The organism is Neisseria uirgultaei (genome assembly GCF_962719845.1).
GTDB classification, from domain to species: Bacteria; Pseudomonadota; Gammaproteobacteria; order Burkholderiales; family Neisseriaceae; genus Neisseria; species Neisseria bergeri.
Genome location: NZ_CAUIYF010000007.1, coordinates 90,782 through 113,930, shown reverse-complemented (window position 1 = coordinate 113,930; position 23,149 = coordinate 90,782). Strand labels below are relative to the sequence as shown.

At 52.1% G+C, this 23,149-nt stretch carries 26 protein-coding genes, 3 tRNA genes and 2 pseudogenes; 15 read left to right on the top strand and 16 right to left on the bottom strand.

The features are described from left to right. From thiE to Q9J32_RS06270, 4 genes are all read left to right on the top strand, one after another. Positions 1–618: a thiamine phosphate synthase gene (thiE, locus tag Q9J32_RS06285; RefSeq protein ID WP_301884408.1), complete on the top strand. Its 618-nt coding sequence runs from the start codon at positions 1–3 to the stop codon at positions 616–618. 135 nt (positions 619–753) lie between these two features. Continuing rightward, entirely contained in the window at positions 754–1,401 is a 648-nt protein-coding gene (locus tag Q9J32_RS06280) for a DUF4304 domain-containing protein (RefSeq protein ID WP_301884406.1), read from the top strand. 114 nt (positions 1,402–1,515) lie between these two features. Then, positions 1,516–1,710, top strand: a complete 195-nt coding sequence (thiS, locus tag Q9J32_RS06275) for a sulfur carrier protein ThiS (protein WP_301884404.1) — start codon at positions 1,516–1,518, stop codon at positions 1,708–1,710. A 78-nt stretch (positions 1,711–1,788) separates the two neighbouring features. Further along, positions 1,789–2,577, top strand: a complete 789-nt coding sequence (locus tag Q9J32_RS06270) for a thiazole synthase (RefSeq protein WP_301884423.1) — start codon at positions 1,789–1,791, stop codon at positions 2,575–2,577. Positions 2,578–2,670: 93 nt separating this feature from the next. Here the strand turns inward: Q9J32_RS06270 and Q9J32_RS06265 are convergent, their stop codons facing one another. From Q9J32_RS06265 to Q9J32_RS06235, 7 genes are all read right to left on the bottom strand, one after another. Next, complete coding sequence (locus Q9J32_RS06265; RefSeq protein ID WP_301884401.1) at positions 2,671–2,850, bottom strand: hypothetical protein; 180 nt, start codon at positions 2,848–2,850, stop codon at positions 2,671–2,673. Positions 2,851–3,333: 483 nt separating this feature from the next. Beyond that, positions 3,334–4,158, bottom strand: a complete 825-nt coding sequence (locus Q9J32_RS06260; protein WP_301884399.1) for an SPOR domain-containing protein — start codon at positions 4,156–4,158, stop codon at positions 3,334–3,336. Positions 4,159–4,270: 112 nt separating this feature from the next. Beyond that, on the bottom strand, positions 4,271–6,049 hold the full coding sequence (locus Q9J32_RS06255; RefSeq protein ID WP_301884398.1) for a bifunctional biotin--[acetyl-CoA-carboxylase] ligase/type III pantothenate kinase: 1,779 nt from the start codon (positions 6,047–6,049) through the stop codon (positions 4,271–4,273). Next, complete coding sequence (rfaE2, locus tag Q9J32_RS06250) at positions 6,046–6,552, bottom strand: D-glycero-beta-D-manno-heptose 1-phosphate adenylyltransferase (RefSeq protein WP_301884397.1); 507 nt, start codon at positions 6,550–6,552, stop codon at positions 6,046–6,048. The genes Q9J32_RS06255 and rfaE2 overlap by 4 nt, the downstream gene beginning before the upstream one ends. Before the next feature lie 211 nt (positions 6,553–6,763). Further along, a tRNA-His gene (locus Q9J32_RS06245) sits at positions 6,764–6,839 on the bottom strand. A 26-nt stretch (positions 6,840–6,865) separates the two neighbouring features. Next, positions 6,866–6,942 (bottom strand) — tRNA-Arg (locus tag Q9J32_RS06240). Between the two features lie 24 nt (positions 6,943–6,966). Continuing rightward, positions 6,967–7,044: transfer RNA gene (locus Q9J32_RS06235), tRNA-Pro, on the bottom strand. 124 nt (positions 7,045–7,168) lie between these two features. Between Q9J32_RS06235 and Q9J32_RS06230 the strand changes: the two are divergent. Continuing rightward, a pseudogene (locus tag Q9J32_RS06230) lies at positions 7,169–7,276 on the top strand (IS5/IS1182 family transposase); the annotation flags it as partial. A gap of 95 nt (positions 7,277–7,371) precedes the next feature. Further along, entirely contained in the window at positions 7,372–8,226 is an 855-nt protein-coding gene (folD, locus tag Q9J32_RS06225; RefSeq protein ID WP_301884394.1) for a bifunctional methylenetetrahydrofolate dehydrogenase/methenyltetrahydrofolate cyclohydrolase FolD, read from the top strand. Between the two features lie 61 nt (positions 8,227–8,287). Here folD and Q9J32_RS06220 read toward each other — a convergent pair whose 3' ends face one another. Beyond that, on the bottom strand, positions 8,288–8,872 hold the full coding sequence (locus Q9J32_RS06220; protein WP_301884392.1) for an RDD family protein: 585 nt from the start codon (positions 8,870–8,872) through the stop codon (positions 8,288–8,290). Positions 8,873–9,045: 173 nt separating this feature from the next. Between Q9J32_RS06220 and asd the strand changes: the two genes are divergently transcribed. Next, a complete protein-coding gene (asd, locus tag Q9J32_RS06215; protein ID WP_301884389.1) occupies positions 9,046–10,161 on the top strand; it encodes an aspartate-semialdehyde dehydrogenase in 1,116 nt (371 codons plus the stop codon). Between the two features lie 92 nt (positions 10,162–10,253). Here asd and Q9J32_RS06210 read toward each other — a convergent pair whose 3' ends face one another. From Q9J32_RS06210 to obgE, 7 genes are all read right to left on the bottom strand, one after another. Next, positions 10,254–10,784 carry an alpha/beta hydrolase gene (locus tag Q9J32_RS06210; protein WP_301884387.1) on the bottom strand — a complete coding sequence of 177 codons (531 nt, stop codon included), beginning with the start codon at positions 10,782–10,784 and terminating at the stop codon, positions 10,254–10,256. 10 nt (positions 10,785–10,794) lie between these two features. Next, positions 10,795–11,139: a hypothetical protein gene (locus tag Q9J32_RS06205; protein ID WP_301884385.1), complete on the bottom strand. Its 345-nt coding sequence runs from the start codon at positions 11,137–11,139 to the stop codon at positions 10,795–10,797. Continuing rightward, on the bottom strand, positions 11,126–11,905 hold the full coding sequence (locus tag Q9J32_RS06200) for an exodeoxyribonuclease III (protein ID WP_301884384.1): 780 nt from the start codon (positions 11,903–11,905) through the stop codon (positions 11,126–11,128). The genes Q9J32_RS06205 and Q9J32_RS06200 overlap by 14 nt, the downstream gene beginning before the upstream one ends. Positions 11,906–12,075: 170 nt before the next feature. Beyond that, entirely contained in the window at positions 12,076–13,497 is a 1,422-nt protein-coding gene (gene cysS, locus Q9J32_RS06195) for a cysteine--tRNA ligase (protein ID WP_301884382.1), read from the bottom strand. Between the two features lie 36 nt (positions 13,498–13,533). Then, complete coding sequence (locus Q9J32_RS06190) at positions 13,534–14,490, bottom strand: BsuBI/PstI family type II restriction endonuclease (protein WP_118792997.1); 957 nt, start codon at positions 14,488–14,490, stop codon at positions 13,534–13,536. After that, positions 14,483–15,901, bottom strand: a complete 1,419-nt coding sequence (locus Q9J32_RS06185) for an Eco57I restriction-modification methylase domain-containing protein (RefSeq protein WP_118792996.1) — start codon at positions 15,899–15,901, stop codon at positions 14,483–14,485. The genes Q9J32_RS06190 and Q9J32_RS06185 overlap by 8 nt, the downstream gene beginning before the upstream one ends. A 19-nt stretch (positions 15,902–15,920) precedes the next feature. Then, positions 15,921–17,075, bottom strand: a complete 1,155-nt coding sequence (obgE, locus tag Q9J32_RS06180) for a GTPase ObgE (RefSeq protein WP_301884379.1) — start codon at positions 17,073–17,075, stop codon at positions 15,921–15,923. 279 nt (positions 17,076–17,354) lie between these two features. Here obgE and Q9J32_RS06175 point away from each other — a divergent pair, with 279 nt between their 5' ends. After that, complete coding sequence (locus Q9J32_RS06175) at positions 17,355–17,885, top strand: cytochrome b (RefSeq protein WP_301884377.1); 531 nt, start codon at positions 17,355–17,357, stop codon at positions 17,883–17,885. 34 nt (positions 17,886–17,919) lie between these two features. Here the strand turns inward: Q9J32_RS06175 and rsmI are convergent, their stop codons facing one another. Further along, positions 17,920–18,795, bottom strand: coding sequence for a 16S rRNA (cytidine(1402)-2'-O)-methyltransferase (gene rsmI / locus Q9J32_RS06170; RefSeq protein ID WP_301884375.1), 876 nt, complete (start codon positions 18,793–18,795; stop codon positions 17,920–17,922). A 46-nt stretch (positions 18,796–18,841) separates the two neighbouring features. On the opposite strand from rsmI, the gene Q9J32_RS06165 reads away from it, so the two are divergent. From Q9J32_RS06165 to Q9J32_RS06135, 7 genes and pseudogenes are all read left to right on the top strand, one after another. Continuing rightward, positions 18,842–19,189 (top strand): YraN family protein, encoded by a 348-nt coding sequence (locus Q9J32_RS06165; protein WP_304666935.1) that lies wholly within the window; start codon positions 18,842–18,844, stop codon positions 19,187–19,189. A 4-nt stretch (positions 19,190–19,193) separates the two neighbouring features. Beyond that, positions 19,194–19,787: a phosphoheptose isomerase gene (locus tag Q9J32_RS06160; protein ID WP_304666931.1), complete on the top strand. Its 594-nt coding sequence runs from the start codon at positions 19,194–19,196 to the stop codon at positions 19,785–19,787. 63 nt (positions 19,788–19,850) lie between these two features. Further along, entirely contained in the window at positions 19,851–20,459 is a 609-nt protein-coding gene (locus tag Q9J32_RS06155; RefSeq protein ID WP_301884370.1) for a BON domain-containing protein, read from the top strand. A 5-nt stretch (positions 20,460–20,464) separates the two neighbouring features. Beyond that, a pseudogene (locus tag Q9J32_RS06150) lies at positions 20,465–21,102 on the top strand (hypothetical protein). Positions 21,103–21,141: 39 nt separating this feature from the next. Further along, positions 21,142–21,921, top strand: coding sequence for a type I methionyl aminopeptidase (map, locus tag Q9J32_RS06145; protein WP_301884368.1), 780 nt, complete (start codon positions 21,142–21,144; stop codon positions 21,919–21,921). A gap of 153 nt (positions 21,922–22,074) precedes the next feature. Continuing rightward, positions 22,075–22,374: a helix-turn-helix domain-containing protein gene (locus Q9J32_RS06140; RefSeq protein ID WP_025457489.1), complete on the top strand. Its 300-nt coding sequence runs from the start codon at positions 22,075–22,077 to the stop codon at positions 22,372–22,374. Positions 22,375–22,611: 237 nt separating this feature from the next. Continuing rightward, the gene (locus Q9J32_RS06135; protein ID WP_002225721.1) at positions 22,612–22,986 is read left to right on the top strand and encodes an ACP-like domain-containing protein; all 375 of its coding nucleotides are present in this window, start codon (positions 22,612–22,614) and stop codon (positions 22,984–22,986) included. Positions 22,987–23,149: the final 163 nt, after the last annotated feature.

The following is a 23,149-nucleotide window of genomic DNA, read 5'->3' as shown; positions in this document are numbered from 1 at the left end:
ATGACCTTCCCACCACTCAAATCCCCGCTCAAATTCTACGCCGTCGTTCCCACCGCCGATTGGGTGGAGCGCATGGTCAAAGCAGGTGCCGACACGGTGCAACTGCGCTGCAAAACCCTGCACAGCGACGAATTGAAACGCGAAATCGCCCGCTGTGTCGCCGCCTGTCAGAGCAGCCGCACGCAGCTTTTCATCAACGACCACTGGCGCGAGGCGATAGAAGCGGGCGCATACGGCATACATCTCGGACAAGAAGATATGGACACCGCCGACCTCGCCGCCATCGCCGCCGCCGGTTTGCGCTTGGGTTTGAGTACGCACTCTGTTGCCGAACTCGACCGCGCCTTGTCCGTACACCCTAGCTACGTCGCCAGCGGCGCGATTTTCCCGACCACGACCAAGCAAATGCCCACCGCCCCGCAAGGCTTGGACAAACTGCGCGAATATGTGAAACAGGCAGGCGGCACGCCCGTCGTCGCCATCGGCGGCATCGATTTGAACAATGCCCAAGCCGTACTCGCCACCGGCGTTTCCTCACTCGCCGTCGTCCGCGCCGTTACCGAAGCGGAAAACCCCGAAGCCGTGGTTAAAGCGTTTCAGGCTTTGTGGAATGAATAAGGTCGTCTGAAAATAATAAAGTCTAAAACCAGACGTACCAAATAATATATTTACAGAGGAATTTATTTTTTATTTTATTCATTTTTATCATATTTTAAAATTTTAAAAAGATACATAAGGAGCAATTTGATAACAATGAAACCAAGAGAGTTATGTGAAAAAGCATGGCAAGAAATAGCAAGTAAATTTCCTGATTTTAAGATAATTTCTAAAGGGCAGAAATTAAAGAGAGTATCTAAAAACAGGGATATTACATTTGAAATCTATTTTCAGGCTGATAGGCGCAATTATCAATGTAGTGTGCAATTTATTCCACATATCGCCATTTACTCAAAAGATATGAAAAAGGCAAATATCAATAATGGTTTTATATATGACGGAGAGTTGGGGAGTTTGATAAATAGAAAACCTTGGAGTTGGTGGCAGTTAGCAGGAGCAAGCTATAAATATACGGTAGAGGATGTTAGCAAACTCATAAGAGAACATATAATACCGTTATTTGACGATTTTGAGGACACAGAAACCAATATTGAAAAAATTATAAATGAGGATATGAATGACTATAATTTATTGTATTACATCTATTATTTTAGCGGAAAAGCTAAGGCGCAGCAGTATTTTAATAAAATAATCAAAAAAGACAAATTAAGAAAAAAGTATATTGGTTTTTATAATTCTTTGAATGAATTACCAAAGGAAAGCATTTCATTGGGCATGTGTGAATTTAATGGAGCTACTATGATTAAATTTGCCTATATTAATGGGATTGAAATAGAAAAATAATAAATAATTGAACATAAAAATATTAATGGACACAAATGTTGCAGGTTCGCTTGCAACCCAACATTTACAAAGGTCGTCTAAAAACCTCTATAAACACCGAAATATCGAGAAACCATGAACATCATCTTAAACGGCGAACCCGCCGAACTTCACGGCACGACCGTTGCCGACCTCATTGCCCAAACCGCGCCGAAACAGCCTTTTGCCGTGGCGGTCAACACCGTTTTCATCCCCAAAGGCGCGTATGCGGAAACGGTTTTGAACGAAAACGACAAAGTCGATATCGTCCGCCCCGTCGTCGGCGGCTGAATGCCGTCTGAAACCCCAAAGGCACGCCTCCGGCTTTCAGACGGCATCGCACCCGACAACCATACCAAGGAACCCATCATGCTCACCCTATACGGAGAAACTTTCCCTTCGCGGCTGCTGCTCGGCACGGCCGCCTACCCGACACCCGAAATCCTCAAACAATCCGTCCGTATCGCCCAACCCGCAATGATTACCGTCTCGCTGCGCCGCGCGGGAAGCGGCAGTGAGGCGCACGGTCAGGGTTTTTGGTCGCTGCTTCAAGAAACCGGCGTGCCCGTGCTGCCCAACACAGCAGGCTGCCAAAGCGTGCAGGAAGCGGTAACGACGGCGCAGATGGCGCGCGAAGTGTTTGAAACCGATTGGATCAAACTCGAACTCATCGGCGACGACGACACCTTGCAGCCGGATGTGTTTCAGCTTGTCGAAGCGGCGGAAATCCTGATTAAAGACGGCTTCAAAGTGCTGCCTTATTGCACCGAAGACCTGATTGCCTGCCGCCGCCTGCTCGATGCGGGCTGTCAGGCGTTGATGCCGTGGGCGGCTCCGATCGGCACGGGTTTGGGCGCGGTTCACGCCTACGCGCTCAAAGTCCTGCGCGAACGCCTGCCCGACACGCCGCTGATTATCGATGCGGGCTTGGGTTTGCCTTCCCAAGCGGCGCAAGTGATGGAATGGGGTTTTGACGGCGTATTGCTGAATACCGCCGTTTCCCGCAGCGGCGATCCGGTCAATATGGCGCGCGCCTTCGCCCTCGCCGTCGAATCCGGACGGCTGGCATTTGAAGCCGGACCGGTCGAAGCGCGAACCAAAGCGCAAGCCAGCACGCCGACCGTCGGACAGCCGTTTTGGCATTCGGCGGAATATTGAAAAAGGCGGCAAAAATGCCGTCTGAAGGCTTCAGACGGCATCGCGGTCCAAAACGGCGGCGGCCTGAAACAGACAAACCGCCATTCCCTAGCATCACGGCTTTGTCGGGAAAAATGGAAAAACCGGCCGGAAAACCTTGCCGCCCACCCCGACACCGCAACCAAAGAAACACCCGGCCTCCCCGGCGCGCAGGCTGCCGCGCAAGCCCCAAGTACAACAACAGAAGAAGCGTTTTGTTGTTGTTTGAATACATTTAAAAATACCTAAAGCCATCCGTAAGCCTTCATCCGCAACGGTTTCACCGCTTTTGCATCCCCGAATCCACGCTCAAACATCCCCCGAATGACAACCCTGTCCGCGCCAAATCGGACGGACGTTTCAAACACGGCAGGCTTCTTTCCGACAGGCACGAAGCCCCCGGCTATGCCTGCCGCCCCCGATTTGTCCGGCACAATGAAAGTTTGCCGTCCCGAATCACAAACATCGGAAAATAGTTTAATTTATTTATTTTTCATCGTGTTACAAAAAATCCACATTTATTTTTAAATTTTTATTGATAATTATTATTATTAGCGTATAATCAAAACCACTCGGAAGCCGTCCGTTCCGAACCATTAAACACCATATTTCCCCATCATCACTTTCACACTTGGAGTCGGCATATACGAGACATACATTCCCTTTTTATATATCAGATACTCAAAACCGAAACGCCAAACCCACCTTCGCGGTGGGTTTGGCGTTTTTGGTCTGCACTTATTTGCAGGATTTGAGGCTCAGTTTGCCGTATGGGGACGTGATTTTACGGATTTCGTCCGCATCGGCGGCATTCACGCCGGTAAACAAAACCGTCATACGCGACACGCTCAAAGAATCGTCCTGCCGGCCGGTTTCCGCCGCGCGTTCGACAATATACGCCCCGCCGAATCCTGCGCCGGCAAGCCGGTTTTGCAGGGCTTGGGCGTTTTCCCGGCTGTTGCCGACACCCAAACTCAATGCGCCGTCAAACGGTATGGGGTTGAAACCTTTGGCAGACAGCTCCGCCGCCTGTTCTTCGGCATTGCCGGAAATGGGCAGGACGACGCGGTAGGTTTTATCGGCAGGTTTAGCTTTGGCGGTACGTTTTTCGACGCTCCTGCTGGCGACGTGCGACCATTTGCCCAAAAGCCCTTTGATGCGGTGGTAGTCGTCTTCGTCCATCGTGAGGCTTGCCTGCGCGGCGCATGAGGTATCCGCCGTACTGTTTTCACGTTCCGCCTGCGCCTTTTCGGCGGCGAGTTTTTCGCGGCGGGATTTTTCCTCGCGCTGTTTTTTCTCCTTCAGTTTTTTCTGTTCCGCTTCTTTTTGCAGGCGCAACTGTTCCGCCTGTTCTTCGGTCAGGATGTCGCCCGGTTTGAGCAGTGCGGCCGTATCCTCCCCGGATGCCGCCGCATTGCCGGCGGCGGGCGTTGCAGGGGGTGTGTTTTCGGTAGCCCGGTTCTCCGGCACGCCGCCCGCCGCTTTAACGGCCAATTTATAGCCCACCGTGCCGCCGAATACGGCAATATTGAGTACCGCCAAAAGGGTGAAGAGCCATTTCATCAGAATTTCCTCAATGTTTGAAACCCCGCCCGCCCGGGCGGCAGTCTGTCGGGCGGCAGAATCCGGATGGATTCGGACGGATGCCGCCCCTTGTTGAAAAAGGGCATATTTTTTAAGCGTGTTCCGATTCCCCGCCTTCGGCGGCAATCAGGTTCAGCAGCCCGTGGATGACGAGGTTGTCCGCCACGCGCACGGTATTTTCCGCCAAAAATGCAGGCGGCAGGGCTTCTGCGACTTTTGCCGCACCGCCGCCGGTAATGATGACATCGACAGGCTTGTCCGCGCCGTTTTTTTCTTTCAGACGTCCGTGCATCATCATAACCGAGCCGCAAACCGCGTCCATCATACCGCTGGCGATGGCATTGCTTGTGGTGGTCGGGAAAGGGTAACGCTTGCCGGCGGGGCGGTTGAGGTTGGCGGTTCGGACGGCGAGCGATTCTTTCATCAGGTGGAAACCGGGCATAATGGTTCCGCCGAGATAATGTCCGTCATCGGTGAGCGCGTCAACCGTTACCGCCGTGCCGCAGCTGACGACGACGCAGGCGTTGCGGCTGAAGCGGCGGCTGCCCAAGGCGTTGAACCAGCGGTCGGAACCGTGTTCTTCAGGGTGGCGGTAGTGGTTGCGTATGCCCAAAGCCTGTGCGGAAGACGGCAGCCACTCGATTTTTCGGGCGAGCTGTTCCTGCACTTGTGTCTTTTTGGATTCTCCGCACACGGCGCAACCGACGATGCGGACATTTCCATCCGCCTTTTCCGCCCACTCCGCGCCCAAAGGCGACAAATCGCGGTACGGCGCGCTGCCGACGGTTGCGAACGTGCCGTTTTCCACCCACGCCCACTTGAGCCGGCTGTTCCCTCCGTCCAACAGCAAAAAACGTTCCGAATCCCGCCGCTTCGGCACGGGAACCGGCCTGTCATCGGGCCGCAGGCTGATTTCGCCGCTGACGACCGTCTGTTCGCCCTCTGCCGTTTCCAAGTGCAGAACGCCTTGTCCGTCCACGCCTTTAACCGTACCTTCGCACACGGTTTCGCCGTCGCGCAAAAGCAATACCGCCTTACCGTGGTCGCGGTTGGCAGCCTGATATTCCGCCACAAAAGGCGCAAATCCATCCCGCGCATATTGCAACAACACCGCATCAAGTTCCGCCAACAACGTTTCCAGCAGCACGGCGGCATCGGCATTGCCCCGCCGCGATGCCGTCTGAAACAGCGATTGCACGGAAGCGGCGTTTTCCACTTCCTTGGGCAGCACAAAATTGATGCCGATACCGACAACGGCAACCGTTTTGCCGCCCGCCCTGACCGTTTCAATCAGAATGCCGCCCAATTTGTCGCGTCCGACGACCAAATCGTTTGGCCACTTAATCTGCACATCCAAACCTAAACGCGACAAGGCGCGCCGACACGCCACTGCCGCAACAGGCGACAACGAACCCAATTCATACTGCGGCCGGTCAAACACCCAGCCGAAACTGAACATCAGGCACTCGCCCAAACGGTGCGACCATTTCCTCCCCTGCCGCCCCCTGCCCTTGCTTTGCAGGTGCGCGACGCACAAAGCCTTATGCACCCTGTCGGGCGCAATCCGCGCCAATTCCAGTATCTCGTCGTTGCTGGACGCGCACTCATGTTTCAATGCCGTCTGAAAACCCGACCGTTCCCCCAACGCGCGCAAACCTTCGGCATCGAAAACCGCCAAGGGGCGCACCAGCCGCCAATAGCCGTCGTGTTGGCGCAACAGCCCGCGTATGTGCGCCGGCATCTGCTGCCAAAAACCGTTCAACTGCTGCGGCTTCATATCCGCCACACGCGCCAGTTGCGAGACGTGTTGCGGCAAACCGTCGGCAAGCTCCGCCAACACCCGCCAGTGCGAAGGCTTCAAAACCGTCATTTTCCGCCCTCTGCCGCACGGATTTTCGCCAGAGTCTTCGTCGTCGAAGTCTGGTGCAGAAACGGAATTGAAAACACCTGACCGCCGCGTGCCAACGTTTCTGCCGCACCGACAATCTTATCCACAGCCCAATCGCCGCCCTTGACCAACACCTCCGGCTTTACCGCCTCAATCAACGCCGCCGGCGTATCCTCGTCAAACCAAGTAACCAAATCCACACTTTCCAACGCGGCGGCAACGGCGGCACGATTCTCCAAAGGATTAATCGGGCGGTCGCCGCCCTTGCCCAAACGCCGCACCGAAGCATCGGTATTCAACGCCAGCACCAACGCCGCCCCTGCCGAACGCGCCTGCGCCAGATAAGTAACATGACCGCGATGAAGGATGTCGAAACAGCCGTTGGTAAACACCAGCGGGCGCGGCAACAACGCCAAACGCGCCGCCAACGCCTCGGGCGGACAGATTTTCGATTCAAAATCAGGAACAGACCAATGGCCAACCATCAAAGCCTCCGAAAAAAACCATAAAAGACAGAAAAACCCACATGATACAGAAGCATATGCGAAAGGCAAAGCCGGCGGTGCAAATGCCGTCTGAAGCAGTTTCCGTATGACCGGTTCGGCTTTCAGACGGCATACCGCCGCACCGATACGACGGTGCGGACAGTACGCGCAAACGGAAAAAGACCCGTACCGAAAAGTACGGGCCTTTATCTGGGGTGGCTGATGGGGCTCGAACCCACGACAACCGGAATCACAATCCGGGGCTCTACCAACTGAGCTACAGCCACCATAAAAACGGTTTCAATCAAATTCTTGGCACGCCCGACAGGAATCGAACCTGTAACCCCCGACTTAGAAGGTCGGTGCTCTATCCGGTTGAGCTACGGGCGCTCATGCCGATTCGTGCTGATTGATTGGTCGGGGCGGTGGGATTCGAACTCACGACCCTCTGCTCCCAAAGCAGATGCGCTAACCGGGCTGCGCTACGCCCCGACTTGAAGAAGCGAACTATACAGTTCAGGGAAAGATGCGTCAACATTTATTTTCAAGACACCAAGATGAAAAATATAGTTTTTTGATTTGAAAAAATATTTAATCCGTCCAAACAGCCGTATTTTATAGTGGATTAAATTTAAATCAGGACAAGGCGACGAAGCCGCAGACAGTACAAATAGTACGGCAAGGCGAGGCAACGCCGTACTGGTTTAAATTTAATCCACTATATTTCAGGGCAAATTTATTTTCGGCATCCTGCTGTAAAAATATACGGAAAATGCGATAATTTTCAGCATTTTCTACCTGTTTAACAAAAGGACGGATATGTCGGCACAACTGATCAACGGTAAAGAAGTTTCGCAAAAACGCCTGCAGGCGGTTGCCGAAGCGGTGGCGCAACGCCAACAGGACAATCTGCACACGCCTTGCCTGGCCGTGGTTTTGGTCGGCGGCGACCCTGCCAGCGCGGTTTATGTCCGCAACAAGAAAACCGCCTGCCAAAAATGCGGCATCAAATCACTGTCTTACGAGCTGCCCGAATCAACATCGCAGGAAGAACTACTGGCACTGGTCGACCGCCTGAATGCCGATTCCGAAGTGGACGGTATTCTGGTTCAGCTTCCACTGCCGAAGCACCTCGACAGCCAAGCGGTCTTGGAACGTATTTCGCCGGATAAGGACGTGGACGGCTTCCATCCTTACAATGTCGGCAGGCTGGCGGTCAAAATGCCGCTGATGCGCCCGTGTACGCCCAAGGGCGTGATGACGCTTTTGGAAGCTTACGGCATCGATCCGAAGGGAAAAAAAGCGGTCGTGGTCGGCGCGTCGAATATCGTCGGCCGCCCGCAGGCTTTGGAACTGCTGCTGGCGCGCGCAACGGTAACAATCTGCCACAGCGCGACTGAAAATCTTGCCGATGAGGTTGCCGGGGCCGATATTTTGGTAGTCGGCGTGGGCATTCCGAACTTTGTCAAAGGCGAATGGATCAAACCCGGCGCGGTCATTATCGATGTGGGCATCAACCGTTTGGACGACGGCAGCCTGTGCGGCGACGTGGAATTTGAAACGGCAAAAGAACGGGCGGCGATGATTACGCCCGTTCCCGGCGGCGTGGGTCCGATGACGATTGCCACATTGATGGAAAACACCCTGCACGCGGCTTTGCTGCACGATGCTTGAGCGGTTCTGAAGATAAAAATGCCGTCTGAAAGGCTTTCAGACGGCATTTTGCCGTGTCCGTTTATTTGGGCAGCTTGACGACAACCGTATCCGCCATCATGTCGTAAAGCGTGCGGCGGTCGCGTTTGACCATAAAGAGCAGGACAAAGTTGGCAAGAAATGCCAGCAGGTTGATGGCGTTTTCTCCGTTGTCACCTACTGCAAGACCGATAACGGCGGCAATAATGGCAACCAAAACCGACCATGCGATTTCGCGTACCAAAACCGTACCGACAAAACCGGGATTACGACCGTCGGTTTTCAACACGCGGATTCTCATGATTTTCTTACCCAATGACTGCCCGTCCCGACTCATATAGTAGATTTGAACGACGGTGTACGCCAAAATGCCCGCCAGTCCTACCCAAAAGGAAGTCATGCCAAAAAGCAGCCCGAACATTTCTTCGCCGCTGCCAATCCTGCCTTCATTCTTGATGACTAAGGCAATCAGTCCGACAAACGGCACCAACAAAACCAAAAAGGTAAACAATTGGTTCAGCAGGGCCGCAAGTATCCGGTCTCCGGCACCGGCAACCGTTACCTCGATTTCCTGAATGTCAGACCTGCCGACACCGGCCGCACCGATATAGTTGTTTCTTTCTTCCATGTTTCTTCCTGATAATGGTTCTTAACTGACCCCGATTCTACCGTCCTGACACCGAAAACGCCAATATTTAAAGAAATCCCGATAAAGAACTTTACATTTTCCCAATACGGCGTTAAAACGCTTCCTTTACGCCATACATAATTTTGTTAACGATTTTCCTCAAGGAGCAACACATGAAAGTAGGTTTCGTCGGCTGGCGCGGCATGGTCGGTTCGGTTTTGATGCAGCGTATGAAAGAAGAAAACGACTTCGCCCACATTCCCGAAGCATTTTTCTTTACCACTTCCAACGTCGGCGGTGCTGCCCCTGATTTCGGTCAGGCGGCTAAAACATTATTGAATGCGAACGACGTTGCCGAGCTGGCGAAAATGGACATCATCGTTACCTGTCAGGGTGGCGATTACACCAAATCCGTGTTCCAAGCCCTGCGCGACAGCGGCTGGAGCGGCTACTGGATTGACGCGGCATCCTCGCTGCGTATGAAAGACGATGCGATTATCGTCCTCGACCCTGTCAACCGCAACGTCATCGACAACGGTCTCAAAAACGGCGTGAAAAACTACATCGGCGGCAACTGTACCGTTTCCCTGATGCTGATGGCTTTGGGCGGCCTGTTCCAAAACGATTTGGTCGAATGGGCAACCAGCATGACCTACCAAGCCGCTTCCGGCGCAGGCGCAAAAAACATGCGCGAACTCATCAGCGGCATGGGCGCGATTCACGCCAAAGTGGCAGACGAGCTTGCCGATCCTGCCGGCTCGATTCTCGACATCGACCGCAAAGTGTCCGATTTCCTGCGCAGCGAAGACTATCCGAAAGCCAACTTCGGCGTACCGCTCGCCGGCAGCCTGATTCCGTGGATTGACGTGGACTTGGGCAACGGCCAGTCCAAAGAAGAATGGAAAGGCGGCGTGGAAACCAACAAAATCCTCGGCCGCAGCGACAATCCGACCGTAATCGACGGCTTGTGCGTGCGCATCGGCTCTATGCGCTGCCACAGCCAAGCCATTACCCTGAAGCTGAAAAAAGACCTGCCCGTTTCCGAAATCGAAGCCATCTTGGCAGGTGCAAACGACTGGGTGAAAGTCATCCCTAACGAAAAAGAAGCCAGCATCCACGAGCTGACACCCGCCAAAGTTACCGGCACGCTGTCTGTTCCTGTCGGCCGTATCCGCAAACTGGAGATGGGCGGCGAATACATCAGCGCGTTCACCGTCGGCGACCAACTTTTGTGGGGCGCGGCCGAGCCGTTGCGCCGCGTGTTGCGTATCGTGTTGGGCAGCCTGTAAGCCCTGTTTGAATAAAAATGCCGTCTGAAACCTGTTTCAGACGGCATTTTCCTTGCAACCCCAATTGGACGAAATTCTGATAAGGCAAACGTTCACGCCAGCAACATTTCCTGCATCAGCTTCATACCCCACTGCCAGCCGCCGAGCATACCGTTCAAACTGCCCGAATGCGGGGAAACCAACAGGCGCGCGTTCCACAAATCCGCCTGTTTTTGCGCCCAACCGTGCGGCACGCCGCCGTGTTCGGACACCACCAATGCGGCACGGCAGGGACAGCGGACGCGTTGGAAAGTGTGTTCCGCATCGTCGGGAAAAACATCGGGACGCGGCGATACGAGAATGATACCGGCGAGTTTCTTCTGCGTCAGGATGTCGGCGCGATACAGCCACGCCAAAAATGCGGCCGCACCCGCTCCGTGTGCGACAACGGCGACGTGTTTGCCGCGTATGCGTTCAAATGCCGTCTGAAGCGCGGTTTGCCACGCTTCCTTGCTGCCGTTTGCGGACGCTTCAGACATCTGCACAACAGGATAACTAACCGCCCAGCGGTCTATCCACATCTGATCCTCTCCGGCATCGCGTATCAGCCAAAGCGTCAAATCTTCGAGTTCAAAACCCTGCATACCGCCCCGCCTATTTCAGCAGGTCCCGAAGGGTAAAGGCGATGAGCAGCGAAGCGGGTACGCTCAATATGGCGCAGACGGTCAGGCAGGCAAAAATATTCACCGCCCGCCGCCAGCCTTTCCAACCCAAACATTTGGCCGCAATCAGCAGGCAGGGCAGGCAGATCAGCAGCCACACCAACGCCCACGTCGGATTTGCCTTGGTCGGCGCAAGCCAGCCCTGCATCCGCGACAGCATAAATATCGCCCACACCAACATGGGCAGGATAAACGCAGCGACAACCCATGCCGCGCCTATTCCGGTTTTTCCGTCCACATTCCAATCATATTTACCCAAAACCTTATTCGGCAGCATAGTCATACTCCACGACCAGCGGCGCATGGTCGGAAAATTTTTCGTCTTTATAAACGTGTGCGGACACGGCTTTGGCGGCAAGTTCGGGCGTAACCATCTGATAATCGATGCGCCACCCGACATCTTTCGCATACGCCTGCCCACGGTTGCTCCACCAAGTGTAGCCCGGCACATCGGGATAAAGCGTGCGCCACATATCCGTCCAACCGAGTTTGTGGATAACCTTGCCTATCCACTCGCGCTCTTCGGGCAGGAAACCTGAATTTTTCTGGTTGCCTTTCCAGTTTTTCAGGTCGATGTTTTGGTGTGCGATGTTCCAGTCGCCGCAGACGACAATGTCGCGCCCTTCGTTTTTCATCGTTTCGAGCATAGGGTAAAACGCATCGAGGAAACGGTATTTCACCTGCTGGCGTTCTTCCGCGCTGCTGCCGCTGGGCAAATAAAGCGAAATGACGCTCAACCTGCCGAAATCGCAACGCACAAACCGCCCTTCGCGGTCGAATTCCTCAATGCCCATACCGATTTGCACATTGTCGGGTTTGCGTTTGCTGTACACCGCCACACCGCTGTAACCGCGCTTCTCGGCGCAATGCCAATAGCCGTGCATCCCGTGCGGATTTTTCATATCGGCAGACAAATCAACCTCCTGCGCTTTGAGTTCCTGCACGCAGACAATGTCCGCACCCGATGCGGCGATATATTCGTAAAAACCTTTTTTGTAGGCAGAGCGGATGCCGTTGACGTTGGCGGAAATGATTTTAAGCATAATAAAAATAAGTTCTCACAATGTTCCCATACACAAAGCGGCACCTGGTGCGCCGCCCGGCATTTCCCATTCGGTCCTGCCTGCTGAAAACGGTGGGGCTTCAAGCGGGAAATGCCGTCTGAAAACGGGAAAAGGGCAAAAGGCGGTACTTTTGCCCTTTCCGATACAGTTCAACCGCGCCGCCAAGTCGTGCCGCCGGCGTTGTCTTCCAAAATGATTTTGTGTTCGTTCAGAAGGTCGCGGATGCGGTCGGACTCCGCCCAGTTTTTATCCGCGCGCGCCTGCCTGCGTCGGGCGATCAAGTCTTCGATTTCTTCGTTGGAGAGGCCGTCTGAAGCCGCGCCGCCTTGCAGGAACTCAATCGGGTCGCGTTGCAGCAGGCCGATGATGCCGCCCAAAGCTTTCAGGCAGCCGGCGAGCTGTGCGTCATTGGTTTTGTTCACTTCGCCTGCCAGTTCGAACAACACGGCAACGGCTTCGACCGTACCGAAATCGTCGTTCATGGCGGCGTAGAAACGGCGGGTGTAGTCGTTGGCGTTTTCGGGCAAATCAAACTCAGCCGCCGGTGTGTTTTTCAAGGTGGTGTACAGACGGGTTAATGCACCTTTCGCGTCGTCCAAATGCGCGTCGGAATAGTTCAACGGACTGCGGTAGTGGGCGCGCAGGATGAAGAAGCGCACGACTTCGGGGTCGTATTGTTTCAACACTTCGCGGATGGTGAAGAAGTTGCCCAACGATTTGGACATTTTTTCGCCGTCCACACGGATGAAGCCATTGTGCAGCCAGTATTTGACGTGGCTGGCAATACTTTGCCCGTGGTGGGTTTGCGCGTGATGATGGCCGCAGGTGTGTCCTGTCGCGCCGACGCTTTGGGCGATTTCGTTTTCGTGGTGCGGGAACTGTAAATCCGCGCCACCGCCGTGGATGTCGAAGGTATCGCCGAACAGGTTTTCACTCATGGCGGAACATTCGATGTGCCAACCCGGACGACCGTTGCCCCACGGGCTTTCCCATGCCGGTTCGCCTGCTTTGGCGGCTTTCCACAACACAAAATCAAGCGGATCGCGTTTGAAACCATCGACTTCCACACGCTCGCCTGCACGCAGATCATCCAGCGATTTGCCCGATAATTGTCCGTAAGCGGCAAACTCGCGCACAGCGTAATAAACGTCGCCGTTTGCAGCAGGATATGCCTTGCCGTTTTGAATCAGGGTTTCAATCATGGCAATCATTTGCGGAATGTTTTCCGTCGCTTTCGGCTCGATGTCGGGACGCAATACGCCCAGAGCATCGGCATCTTCGTGCATCGCCTGAATGAAACGCGCGGTCAGTTCGCCGATGGTTTCGCCGTTTTCAGCCGCGCGCGCGATGATTTTGTCGTCGATGTCGGTAATGTTGCGCACATAAGTGAGCGGATAACCGCACTCGCGCAGCCAACGGGCAATCATGTCGAACACAACCATCACGCGGGCATGGCCCAAGTGGCAATAGTCGTAAACGGTCATACCGCAAACGTACATACGCACGTTTTTAGGGTCGATGGGGGCAAAGGGTTCTTTTTGGCGGGTAAGGGTGTTGTAGATGGTTAGCATGGCGTAATCTTCATGGATAAAATAATTATATTAATGTTATTGGTCATAAGGACCCAAAAAACGTGTTCCATTAAAGTGAATCATATGGCTGGGGTTATCTGCAATCCATACATCTGTTTCCCAAGCAATTTCGTTGCTAAAACGTGTATAGGTTTTTTTGTCGGGAAAAGCTGAGATGAAAACTAATCCGGCTGAAGATTGGGAAAATAATGTTTTCAATTCAAAATATCTTTTTGAATCAACTGGACCGTGACTAGTAACAGATTCTATGCAAACCAACCAATTTCTTGTGTCATCGTAAATAACAACATCTGGTAATTTACCATGATTATCTAAGGATATTCCTAATTTAGAAAAAGTTTTTGTATCAAGGAAGCCATGTTTACTTCCTGTATCGCCAACGTAAACTAATAAGCCGTTTGGTACAAATTGTGCACCAAAAATTTCAATAATATCTTTGATTAATTGGGAGTGCTTTCCTGCGGATAGCATAAAGGTTTGTTCATTTGGTAGTTTTAATGGGATTTGTACCATTGCACGCTCGAGTGCATACTTTTGTACTAAAGATGGACGTGTTTCAAGATATTTTTGTAACTCGCTTTCGAAATTGGAGGTGCCAAAAGTTTTTAAAACAGCTAAAAAATTTGATTCCAATTGATATACTGCTTTGGGGCTGTTAACTGCGCGTGTGGGTTCATCAGGATTATATAAACAGATACCTGCTTCAACGAATTGGTGCATAGATTGTCGCCTGAATGTTTCTCGTGTATTGGGGGCGTATTCTTTGCCATAATGGGTCAGGCACCACTGCATAATTGGTGTAATACCAACTAATGGATTAAATGCCCTTTCCCAATCAGAATCAGGTGTTATGCCTGCTAGGCATAATAAGCATAAAGCAGTCCGTTCATTCTGTTGTGCTCTAGGCATGTTTAAGAGCTCTAATATCTGGAGAGCTTGGTCAATTTTAGAGTGAGGTGATTTTTCAAACATATTGCTGTATAAAAGTGTTTATTTCTTCGGAAGACATATCGGAATGATATTTTTTACCCCAACTTCTTAAAATATCCAAAGATGGGTAAGGTAAATTTTTTAAATCAGTTATATTGATTTGAGTATGGCCAGAAAACTCTCTGAAATATTTATCTAGCCAAGTTGAATTTAAAAAACAGATTAATCCTTTTGCTAAAAATTCATCAAATCCATGTTTGTTTATATGAAAAAAATTTAAATGATTTTCTAACCCAATAAAAGAATGCTGAATCTTTTCAGGATTGATTATAAAAGCATTGATTCTTTTATTTTCTTCTTTCGCAGAAAATCGTTTTACTATTACATACCAACCGTCATTAGGCAGTAGATATTTTTCAGAATCTTTTGTGTATTTTATCGCATTAGGTTTTTTATGCTGTCTTGGGTGAATAAGACCGTCTTTTGAAAAATGATGTGGATAGAACAAAGGAATATTTTCATTGTTGATATTCTGCTCCAGTAGAGATTTTATTCTGAAATCGACAATTGGACCGGTGCTGGCTTGTAAACCAATATCAGTTAAATTATATTTAAAAGCACGTGGAATATTAATTGAACTTTGGTTAGGAATTCGGATGAAATTTTCAGAGTCTCCCTCTGTTACAATTTGAGAAAATGGAAAAATATTAGAAGAATATCCATTAAATTCACTATCTTTACAAGAGGATACAACAACAGATTCTTGTTTTTTTCCTTTTATCAATTTAATAATAATGTTTTCTTGTAAAACGCAGTCATCGTGAAAAACTTTTTTTCGGCTTTCAAAAATATGAATATGTTCGATTGCGCAATGCTGCAAAATAAATTTCCTAAAATTTTTATAATAAGCACCATTACAAAAAGAACGAGGGATAATAGCGACAATTTGCCCTAAATATTGCATTTGAAGAATGGTTAGCCCTAAAAATGCACTATATAAATTAACGGTCTCAAGTCCAATACTATTAAGTAATTTTCGATGTTTTGACCGACTGTTTAATTTTTTATAAGGTGGATTCAGAATTGCATGAGTATATCGATATCGATGTATATTATTAACAGCGTCTTCAATAAAGTCAGAAATATGAATATCACTAGTGAATGAAGCAAAACGGACATTTTTTTCCAATTCATGAGCCATAACTGGGTCAATTTCCCAAAAATCAGTATGACTAATACCAATCTTTTTTCTATCTACTGCTAAAGCTAATGAACCGATACCAGCACCACAATCTAATAAACGGGAAATTTTACTTTGACTAGGCGTAAAAAGTCCTGCCATAAAATCAGCAATGATAGAGGGCGTCATAAACTGAGCAAATTTTAATTTAGAAGACTGATTTAATCTGTTATTTACTTCCAATCGAATCTCATCTATTTGAGCTGCATTCATTTATTTAAACCTATCAAATCTACTCCGCCTTAAACACGCTGGTATCCGTTTTCGGCCGCATATCGGCAATTTCCGCTTGCGCGGCGGCTTTTTCCACGGCAGCCGCTTCGGCTTCCAAGAGTTTTTTCTCGTTCAGATACAACCCGATTTGGTGCACGAGGTCTTGCGTGCCTTGGTGGGTCAGGGCGCTGATTTGGAAGAGGCGCGGGGTTTCCATATCGAATTGGAAGCGGTCGTCTGGTTTCGGATAGTCCCAGCCGACGGCTTCTAGGAAAGCCGCAGTACGTTCTTGGGCTTCTTCTTCGTCGAGCATATCAAGTTTGTTCAGCACCAGCCAGCGCGGTTTGCCGTAAAGTTCTTCATCGTATTTGCGCAATTCGTTGATGATGGCGAGTGCTTCTTCGGCGGGGTTGACGGCTTCGTCGAAGGGCGCCAAATCGACGACGTGCAGCAGTAGGCCGGTGCGTGATAAGTGTTTAAGGAAACGATGGCCGAGGCCTGCGCCTTCTGCCGCGCCTTCAATCAGGCCGGGGATGTCGGCCATCACGAAACTGTGGTTTTCGTCGATGCGTACCACGCCCAAGTTCGGATGCAGGGTGGTGAAGGGGTAGTTGGCGATTTTGGGGCGTGCGGCAGATACGGCGGTAATCAGGGTGGATTTGCCGGCGTTCGGCATGCCTAACAGGCCGACATCGGCGAGGACCTTAAGCTCGAGTTGCAGGGAACGGGTTTCGCCTTCTTCACCGGGCGTGGATTGTTTCGGGGCGCGGTTGACGGAGGATTTGAAGTGGATATTGCCCAAGCCGCCTTTGCCGCCTTTGGCAAGGCAGACACGCTGGCCGTGATAAGTGAGGTCGGCAACGGTTTCGTCGGTATCGAGGTCGCGGATAAGGGTGCCGACGGGCATTTTGAGGACGATGTCGTCCGCACCTGCGCCGTAACGGTCGGAACCGTGGCCTTTTTCGCCGTTTTTGGCTTGGTAACGTTTGACGAAGCGGTATTCGACGAGGGTGTTGGTGTTTTCGTCGGCTTCTGCCCAGACGCTGCCGCCTTTGCCGCCGTCGCCGCCGTCGGGACCGCCGCGCGGTACGAATTTTTCGCGGCGGAAACTGGTTGCGCCATTACCGCCTTTGCCTGCGGCGACTTCGATTTTTGCTTCGTCGATGAATTTCATTCAATGCTCTTGTTTGTTGGTTTCAAATAAGGTTTCAGACGGATTGCCGTGTGTTTTGATGCCGTCTGAACAGAATTTCGGACGCTATTATAAGGGATAAGCGGTATTTCAACACGCCGTACCAAAACTATTTGTTCCGCCCATCTTAATGAATTTTTAAGCAAATCTTCAGCCTGCAAACAAAATATATCCAACTTCTTTGGTACAATCGCGCCTTTTTGACATTCCGACCCGACGGAATGTCCGTTCAAACCGTTACATTATGATAAGGATTTTTTTATGAATACAAACCAACCTGCCGTTTACGACCCGTTGACACGTGCGCTGCACTGGCTGACCGTTGCCGGTTTCATCGGCATTCTGACCACCATTGTCCTATGGACGATTTACGAAGAGGCGGAATGGGCGGGCAGCCTGTTCGGCCTGCACAAATCTTTCGGTTTCCTCACGCTAACGGTGATTGCATTGCGCATCGTGTGGGCGGTTGCCAACCGCGCCAAGCGTCCGCAAAGCGACAGCAAGGCTGCGGCGGCAGGACACGGCATTCTGTACCTGCTCATGCTTGCCGTTCCCGTTATCGGCATGATCCGCCAATACGGCAGCGGCCGCGGCCCGTTGAAAGTGTTCGGCGTTGAAGTGATGCAGGGTTCGCCAGAAAAAATCGAGTGGATGGCAAACTTGGGCAACACGTTCCACGGCAATTTGGGCTGGCTGCTGTTTGCCGTCGTCGTCGGACACGTCGCCATGGTCGTCATCCACCATGTTCAAGGCAAAGACGTGCTGTACCGCATGACGGGACGCGTACGCTGATTGCTTCCCTTTTACGATGCCGGCTTGTCCGGCACTATTTGTTTTTCCAAGACAGTGCCAAATCGTACAAAGCTTTCTTTCCCTCGCCCGTGATTTTGGCAGCAAGCTCGGCAGCCTGTTTAGTCGGCAGTTCGGCAGCAAGGATTTTCATCACATTTTGCGCGGACTCGGACAAGCCTTCGTGTTTTTCATCCTGCGCCGGATACAGTATCAACACCATCTCGCCGCGCGATTGGTTGCTGTCCGCCGCCAATGCCGTCTGAAGCTCCCCGGGCGTGCCGCTCAAAAACGTTTCAAACGTTTTCGTGATTTCGCGCGCCAGCATTAATCGGCGTTCGGGGAACAATTCCGCCATATCGGCAAGCGTCGCCCCGATGCGGTGCGGCGTTTCAAACATCACGACAGGAAATGCCGCCCGCACCCATTTGGCAAACAGTTTCCTGCGTTCTCCCGATTTCGGCGGCACAAAACCGTTGAAATAAAAATCGGATTCTTCCACACCGGCCACGCTCAACGCCGCCATTACCGCGCTTGCGCCGACAACAGGGACAACTTTGAACCCTGCTTCGCGCACGCGGCGGGCGAGTTTCGCACCCGGGTCGCACACGGCCGGCGTACCCGCATCGGAAACCTGCGCCACCGCCATGCCGTCTGAAAGATAGCCGATAATCTTGTCCGCCATCTGCCGTTCGTTGTGTTCGCGCACGCTGACGAGTTTGCCCTGAATCCCGTACGCGCTCAAAAGCTGCGCAGTAACGCGCGTGTCTTCGGCGCAAATAATATCGGCACGCCGCAATACCGCCAAAGCGCGCAGGGTAATGTCCGCCAAATTGCCGATGGGCGTGGCAACCACGTATAATGTCCCTCCGACGACGCTGTCGGAGGCTTTCTGCAAGTGTTTCTGAAACATAAAAAATGCCGTCTGAAAAACAGACATTATAAAGGTTAAACCGATTATGCGCTTAAACCACAAACAGGGCGAGGCAGGGGAAGATGCCGCGCTTGCCTTCCTCCAATCCCAAGGCTGCACGCTGCTTGCCCGCAACTGGCACTGCGCCTACGGCGAAATCGACCTGATTGTCAAAAACGGCGGCATGATTCTGTTTGTTGAAGTAAAATACCGCAAAAACCAACGGTTCGGCGGTGCCGCATACAGCATTTCCCCATCCAAATTATTGAAACTGCAACGAAGTGTAGAGTATTATCTGCAACAGAACAGGTTGACAAACGTACCGTGCCGCCTCGATGCGGTACTCATCGAAGGAAACCGCCCGCCCGAGTGGATACAGAATATTACAGGTTGACGATATGACGACATTACAAGAACGCGTTGCCGCCCATTTTGCCGAAAGCATCCGTGCCAAACAGGAAGCCGAAAAAGTACTGGTCGAGCCGACCGTACAGGCTGCCGAGCTGATGCTGCAATGCCTGATGAATGACGGCAAAATCCTGGCCTGCGGCAACGGCGGTTCGGCTGCCGACGCGCAACACTTCGCTGCCGAAATGACCGGCCGTTTTGAAAAAGAGCGCATGGAACTCGCCGCCGTCGCCCTGACCACAGACACTTCCGCGCTGACAGCCATCGGCAACGACTACGGTTTCGACCACGTATTCAGCAAACAAGTGCGCGCGCTCGGACGTGCAGGCGACGTATTGGTCGGCATTTCCACCTCCGGCAATTCCGCCAACGTCATCGAAGCCATCAAAGCGGCACACGAACGCGATATACACGTCATCGCCCTGACCGGCCGCGACGGCGGCAAAATCGCCGCCATACTCAAAGATACCGACGTTTTACTCAACGTTCCCTATCCTCGAACTGCCCGCATTCAGGAAAACCATATTTTGCTGATACACGCCATGTGCGACTGTATCGACTCCGTATTGTTTGAAGGAATGTAACCCTTTTCAGACGGCATGGCGCAAAGCAATGCCGTCTGAAACGCCCAAGAAAGGAAGCCCCCGATGAAACTCAAACTGCACACCGTCCGCATCCTGACCGCCGCCATTTTCAGCCTTGCCCTTAGCGGCTGCGTCAGCGCAGTAATCGGCGGGGCGGCGGTCGGCGCGAAATCCGCCGTCGACCGCCGCACCACCGGCGCGCAAACCGACGACAACGTTATGGCGTTGCGTATCGAAACCACCGCCCGTTCCTACCTGCGCCAAAACAACCAAACCAAAGGCTACACGCCCCAAATCTCCGTCGTCGGCTACAACCGCCACCTGCTGCTGCTCGGACAAGTCGCCACCGAAGGCGAAAAACAGTTCGTCGGTCAGATTGCACGTTCCGAACAGGCAGCCGAAGGCGTGTACAACTACATTACCGTCGCCTCCCTGCCGCGCACCGCCGGCGACATCGCTGGCGACACCTGGAACACGTCCAAAGTCCGTGCCGCACTGCTGGGCATCAGCCCCGCCACACAGGCGCGCGTCAAAATCGTTACCTACGGCAATGTAACCTACGTTATGGGCATCCTCACCCCCGAAGAACAGGCGCAGATTACCCAAAAAGTCAGCACCACCGTCGGCGTACAAAAAGTCATCACCCTCTACCAAAACTACGTCCAACGCTGATACCCATGCCGTCTGAACCGCTTTCAGACTGCATTGTCCGACACCAAGCACAAGCAAAATGACAAAAAAACCGAACAAACCCTTCAGGCTGACCCCCAAACTCCTGATACGCGCCGTATTGCTTATCTGTATCACCGCCATCGGCGCATTGGCAGTAGGCATCGTCAGCACATTCAACCCGAACGGCGACAAAAGCCTCCAAACCGAACCGCAACACACCGACAGCCCCCGCGAAACCGAATTCTGGCTGCCAAACGGCGCAGTCGGACAAGGCGCAGCCCGTCCCGAACCGGCTCCGTCCGAACCCGAAAGTGCGGACGGTGAAAACGAAAGCGGCGGCAAACCGCCCCTTCCCGCCCCTGCTAAAAAAACCCGTGCCAAACCGCGCCCTTCGGATGCGTCCCAGGCAGCCGATTCGTTAACCGGCACCGGAACACAAGCTGAAAACACACTCAAAGAAACCCCCGTACTGCCCACAAACGTCCCCCGTTCCGAACCCCGAAAAGAAACACCCGAAAAACAGGCGCAGCCCAAAGAAACACCCAAAGAAAAAGAAACGCCCAAAGAAAACCATACCAAACCGGACACCCCGAAAAACACGCCGGCCAAACCCCATAAAGAGATTCTCGACAACCTCTTCTGACTCGGCACGGCAGGCACACCTGCAATCCAAGGAAGCATTATGAACGGCATCATCATCAAAACCCCCGAAGAAATCGAAAAAATGCGCGAGCTGGGCAAACTCGTCGCCAAAGCCCTCGACTACATCGGACAATTCGTCAAACCCGGTGTAACCACCGACGAAATCGACAAACTCGTTTACGACTACCACGTCAACGTCCAAGGCGGCTACCCCGCCCCCCTCCACTACGGCAACCCGCCCTACCCCAAATCCTGCTGCACCTCCGTCAACCACGTCATCTGCCACGGCATCCCAGACGACAAGCCGCTCAAAGAAGGCGACATCATCAACATCGACCTCACCATCAAAAAAGACGGTTTCCACGGAGACTCCAGCCGTATGTTTACCGTCGGCAAAGTCTCCCCCATCGCCCAACGGCTGATTGACGTAACCCACGCCTCTATGATGGCGGGCATCAAAGCCGTCAAACCCGGCGCGACGCTGGGCGACGTAGGCTACGCCTGCCAACAGGTTGCCGAAAACGCCGGCTATTCCGTCGTACAGGAATTTTGCGGACACGGCATCGGACGCGGTTTCCACGAAGCCCCGCAAGTGTTGCACTACGGAAAAAAAGGACAGGGCCCCGTTCTAAAACCGGGTATGATTTTCACCGTCGAACCGATGATCAACCAAGGCAAACGCCACCTGCGCATCCTCAACGACGGCTGGACGGTGGTTACCAAAGACCGCTCCCTCTCCGCCCAATGGGAACACGAAGTTTTGGTTACCGAAACCGGCTACGAAATCCTCACCGTCAGCCCCGCCTCCGGCAAACCCTGAAGCCGGACGTATCCACCCCATAAAAACAAACAATGCCGTCTGAAAAAACGGCAGATATAATATACAATATAAAAACAAGCTTGACCCGGCACATTACAAAAACAAAGCAAATCGGGATTTGCCCCGCAACCAGACAAACTTAAAGGAAATTTTATGAAAATATTTGAAAATATAGAAGATGTTAAAGCCATCCGTAAAAAGACCGGGCTGAACCAGATAGACTTCTGGGGCAAGGTCGGCGTTACCCAGTCCGGAGGCTCGCGCTACGAAACCGGCCGCAAGATGCCCAAACCCGTACGCGAACTGCTCCGCCTCGTCCATATCGAATGCATCGATTTGGCGAAAGTCAACAAAAAAGATATGGAAATCGCCGCCCTGTTGAAAAAACACCATCCCGACCTGTATGCCGAATTGTCCAAACAGACCAAGGCCGAAAGAAAAAAACAAGGTTAAACCGCAACCTCCGGATGTCCGGAGGTTTTTTATTTCCGAAAAACGCAAACAATGCCGTCTGAAACACCGGACAGGCTGCCGTACCCCGCCTGCCGCCCCTGCATCAAACTGCCGAACCGCCCGAACCTGCCTTTTTACAAACTTTATCCAATTTCCTGTTTATTTCAGGATACGCCGACATTAGAATATCAAACAGTCCGAAACGGGCAAACTCCACATCTATCCAAAGGAATAAAAATGAAACTTCTGACCACCGCAATCCTGTCTTCCGCAATCGCGCTCAGCAGTATGGCTGCCGCCGCTGGCACGGACAACCCCACTGTTGCAAAAAAAACCGTCAGCTACGTCTGCCAGCAAGGTAAAAAAGTCAAAGTAACCTACGGCTTCAACAAACAGGGTCTGACCACATACGCCTCCGCCGTCATCAACGGCAAACGCGTGCAAATGCCTGTCAATTTGGACAAATCCGACAATGTAGAAACATTCTACGGCAAAGAAGGCGGTTATGTTTTGGGTACCGGCGTGATGGATGGCAAATCCTACCGCAAACAGCCCATTATGATTACCGCACCTGACAACCAAATCGTCTTCAAAGACTGTTCCCCACGTTAATCAGGCAACAAAAAACAGCGTTTTCAGAAATGAAAACGCTGTTTTTTTGACCGTTCCATTATTCGCAAAAGGGAAAAAACGATTACCTGCCCCGTGTATCAAAACCTGCCCTGCCGGATGAAGGGCATAACTGGCAGGGACGGCATCAACACCATATGGGGGT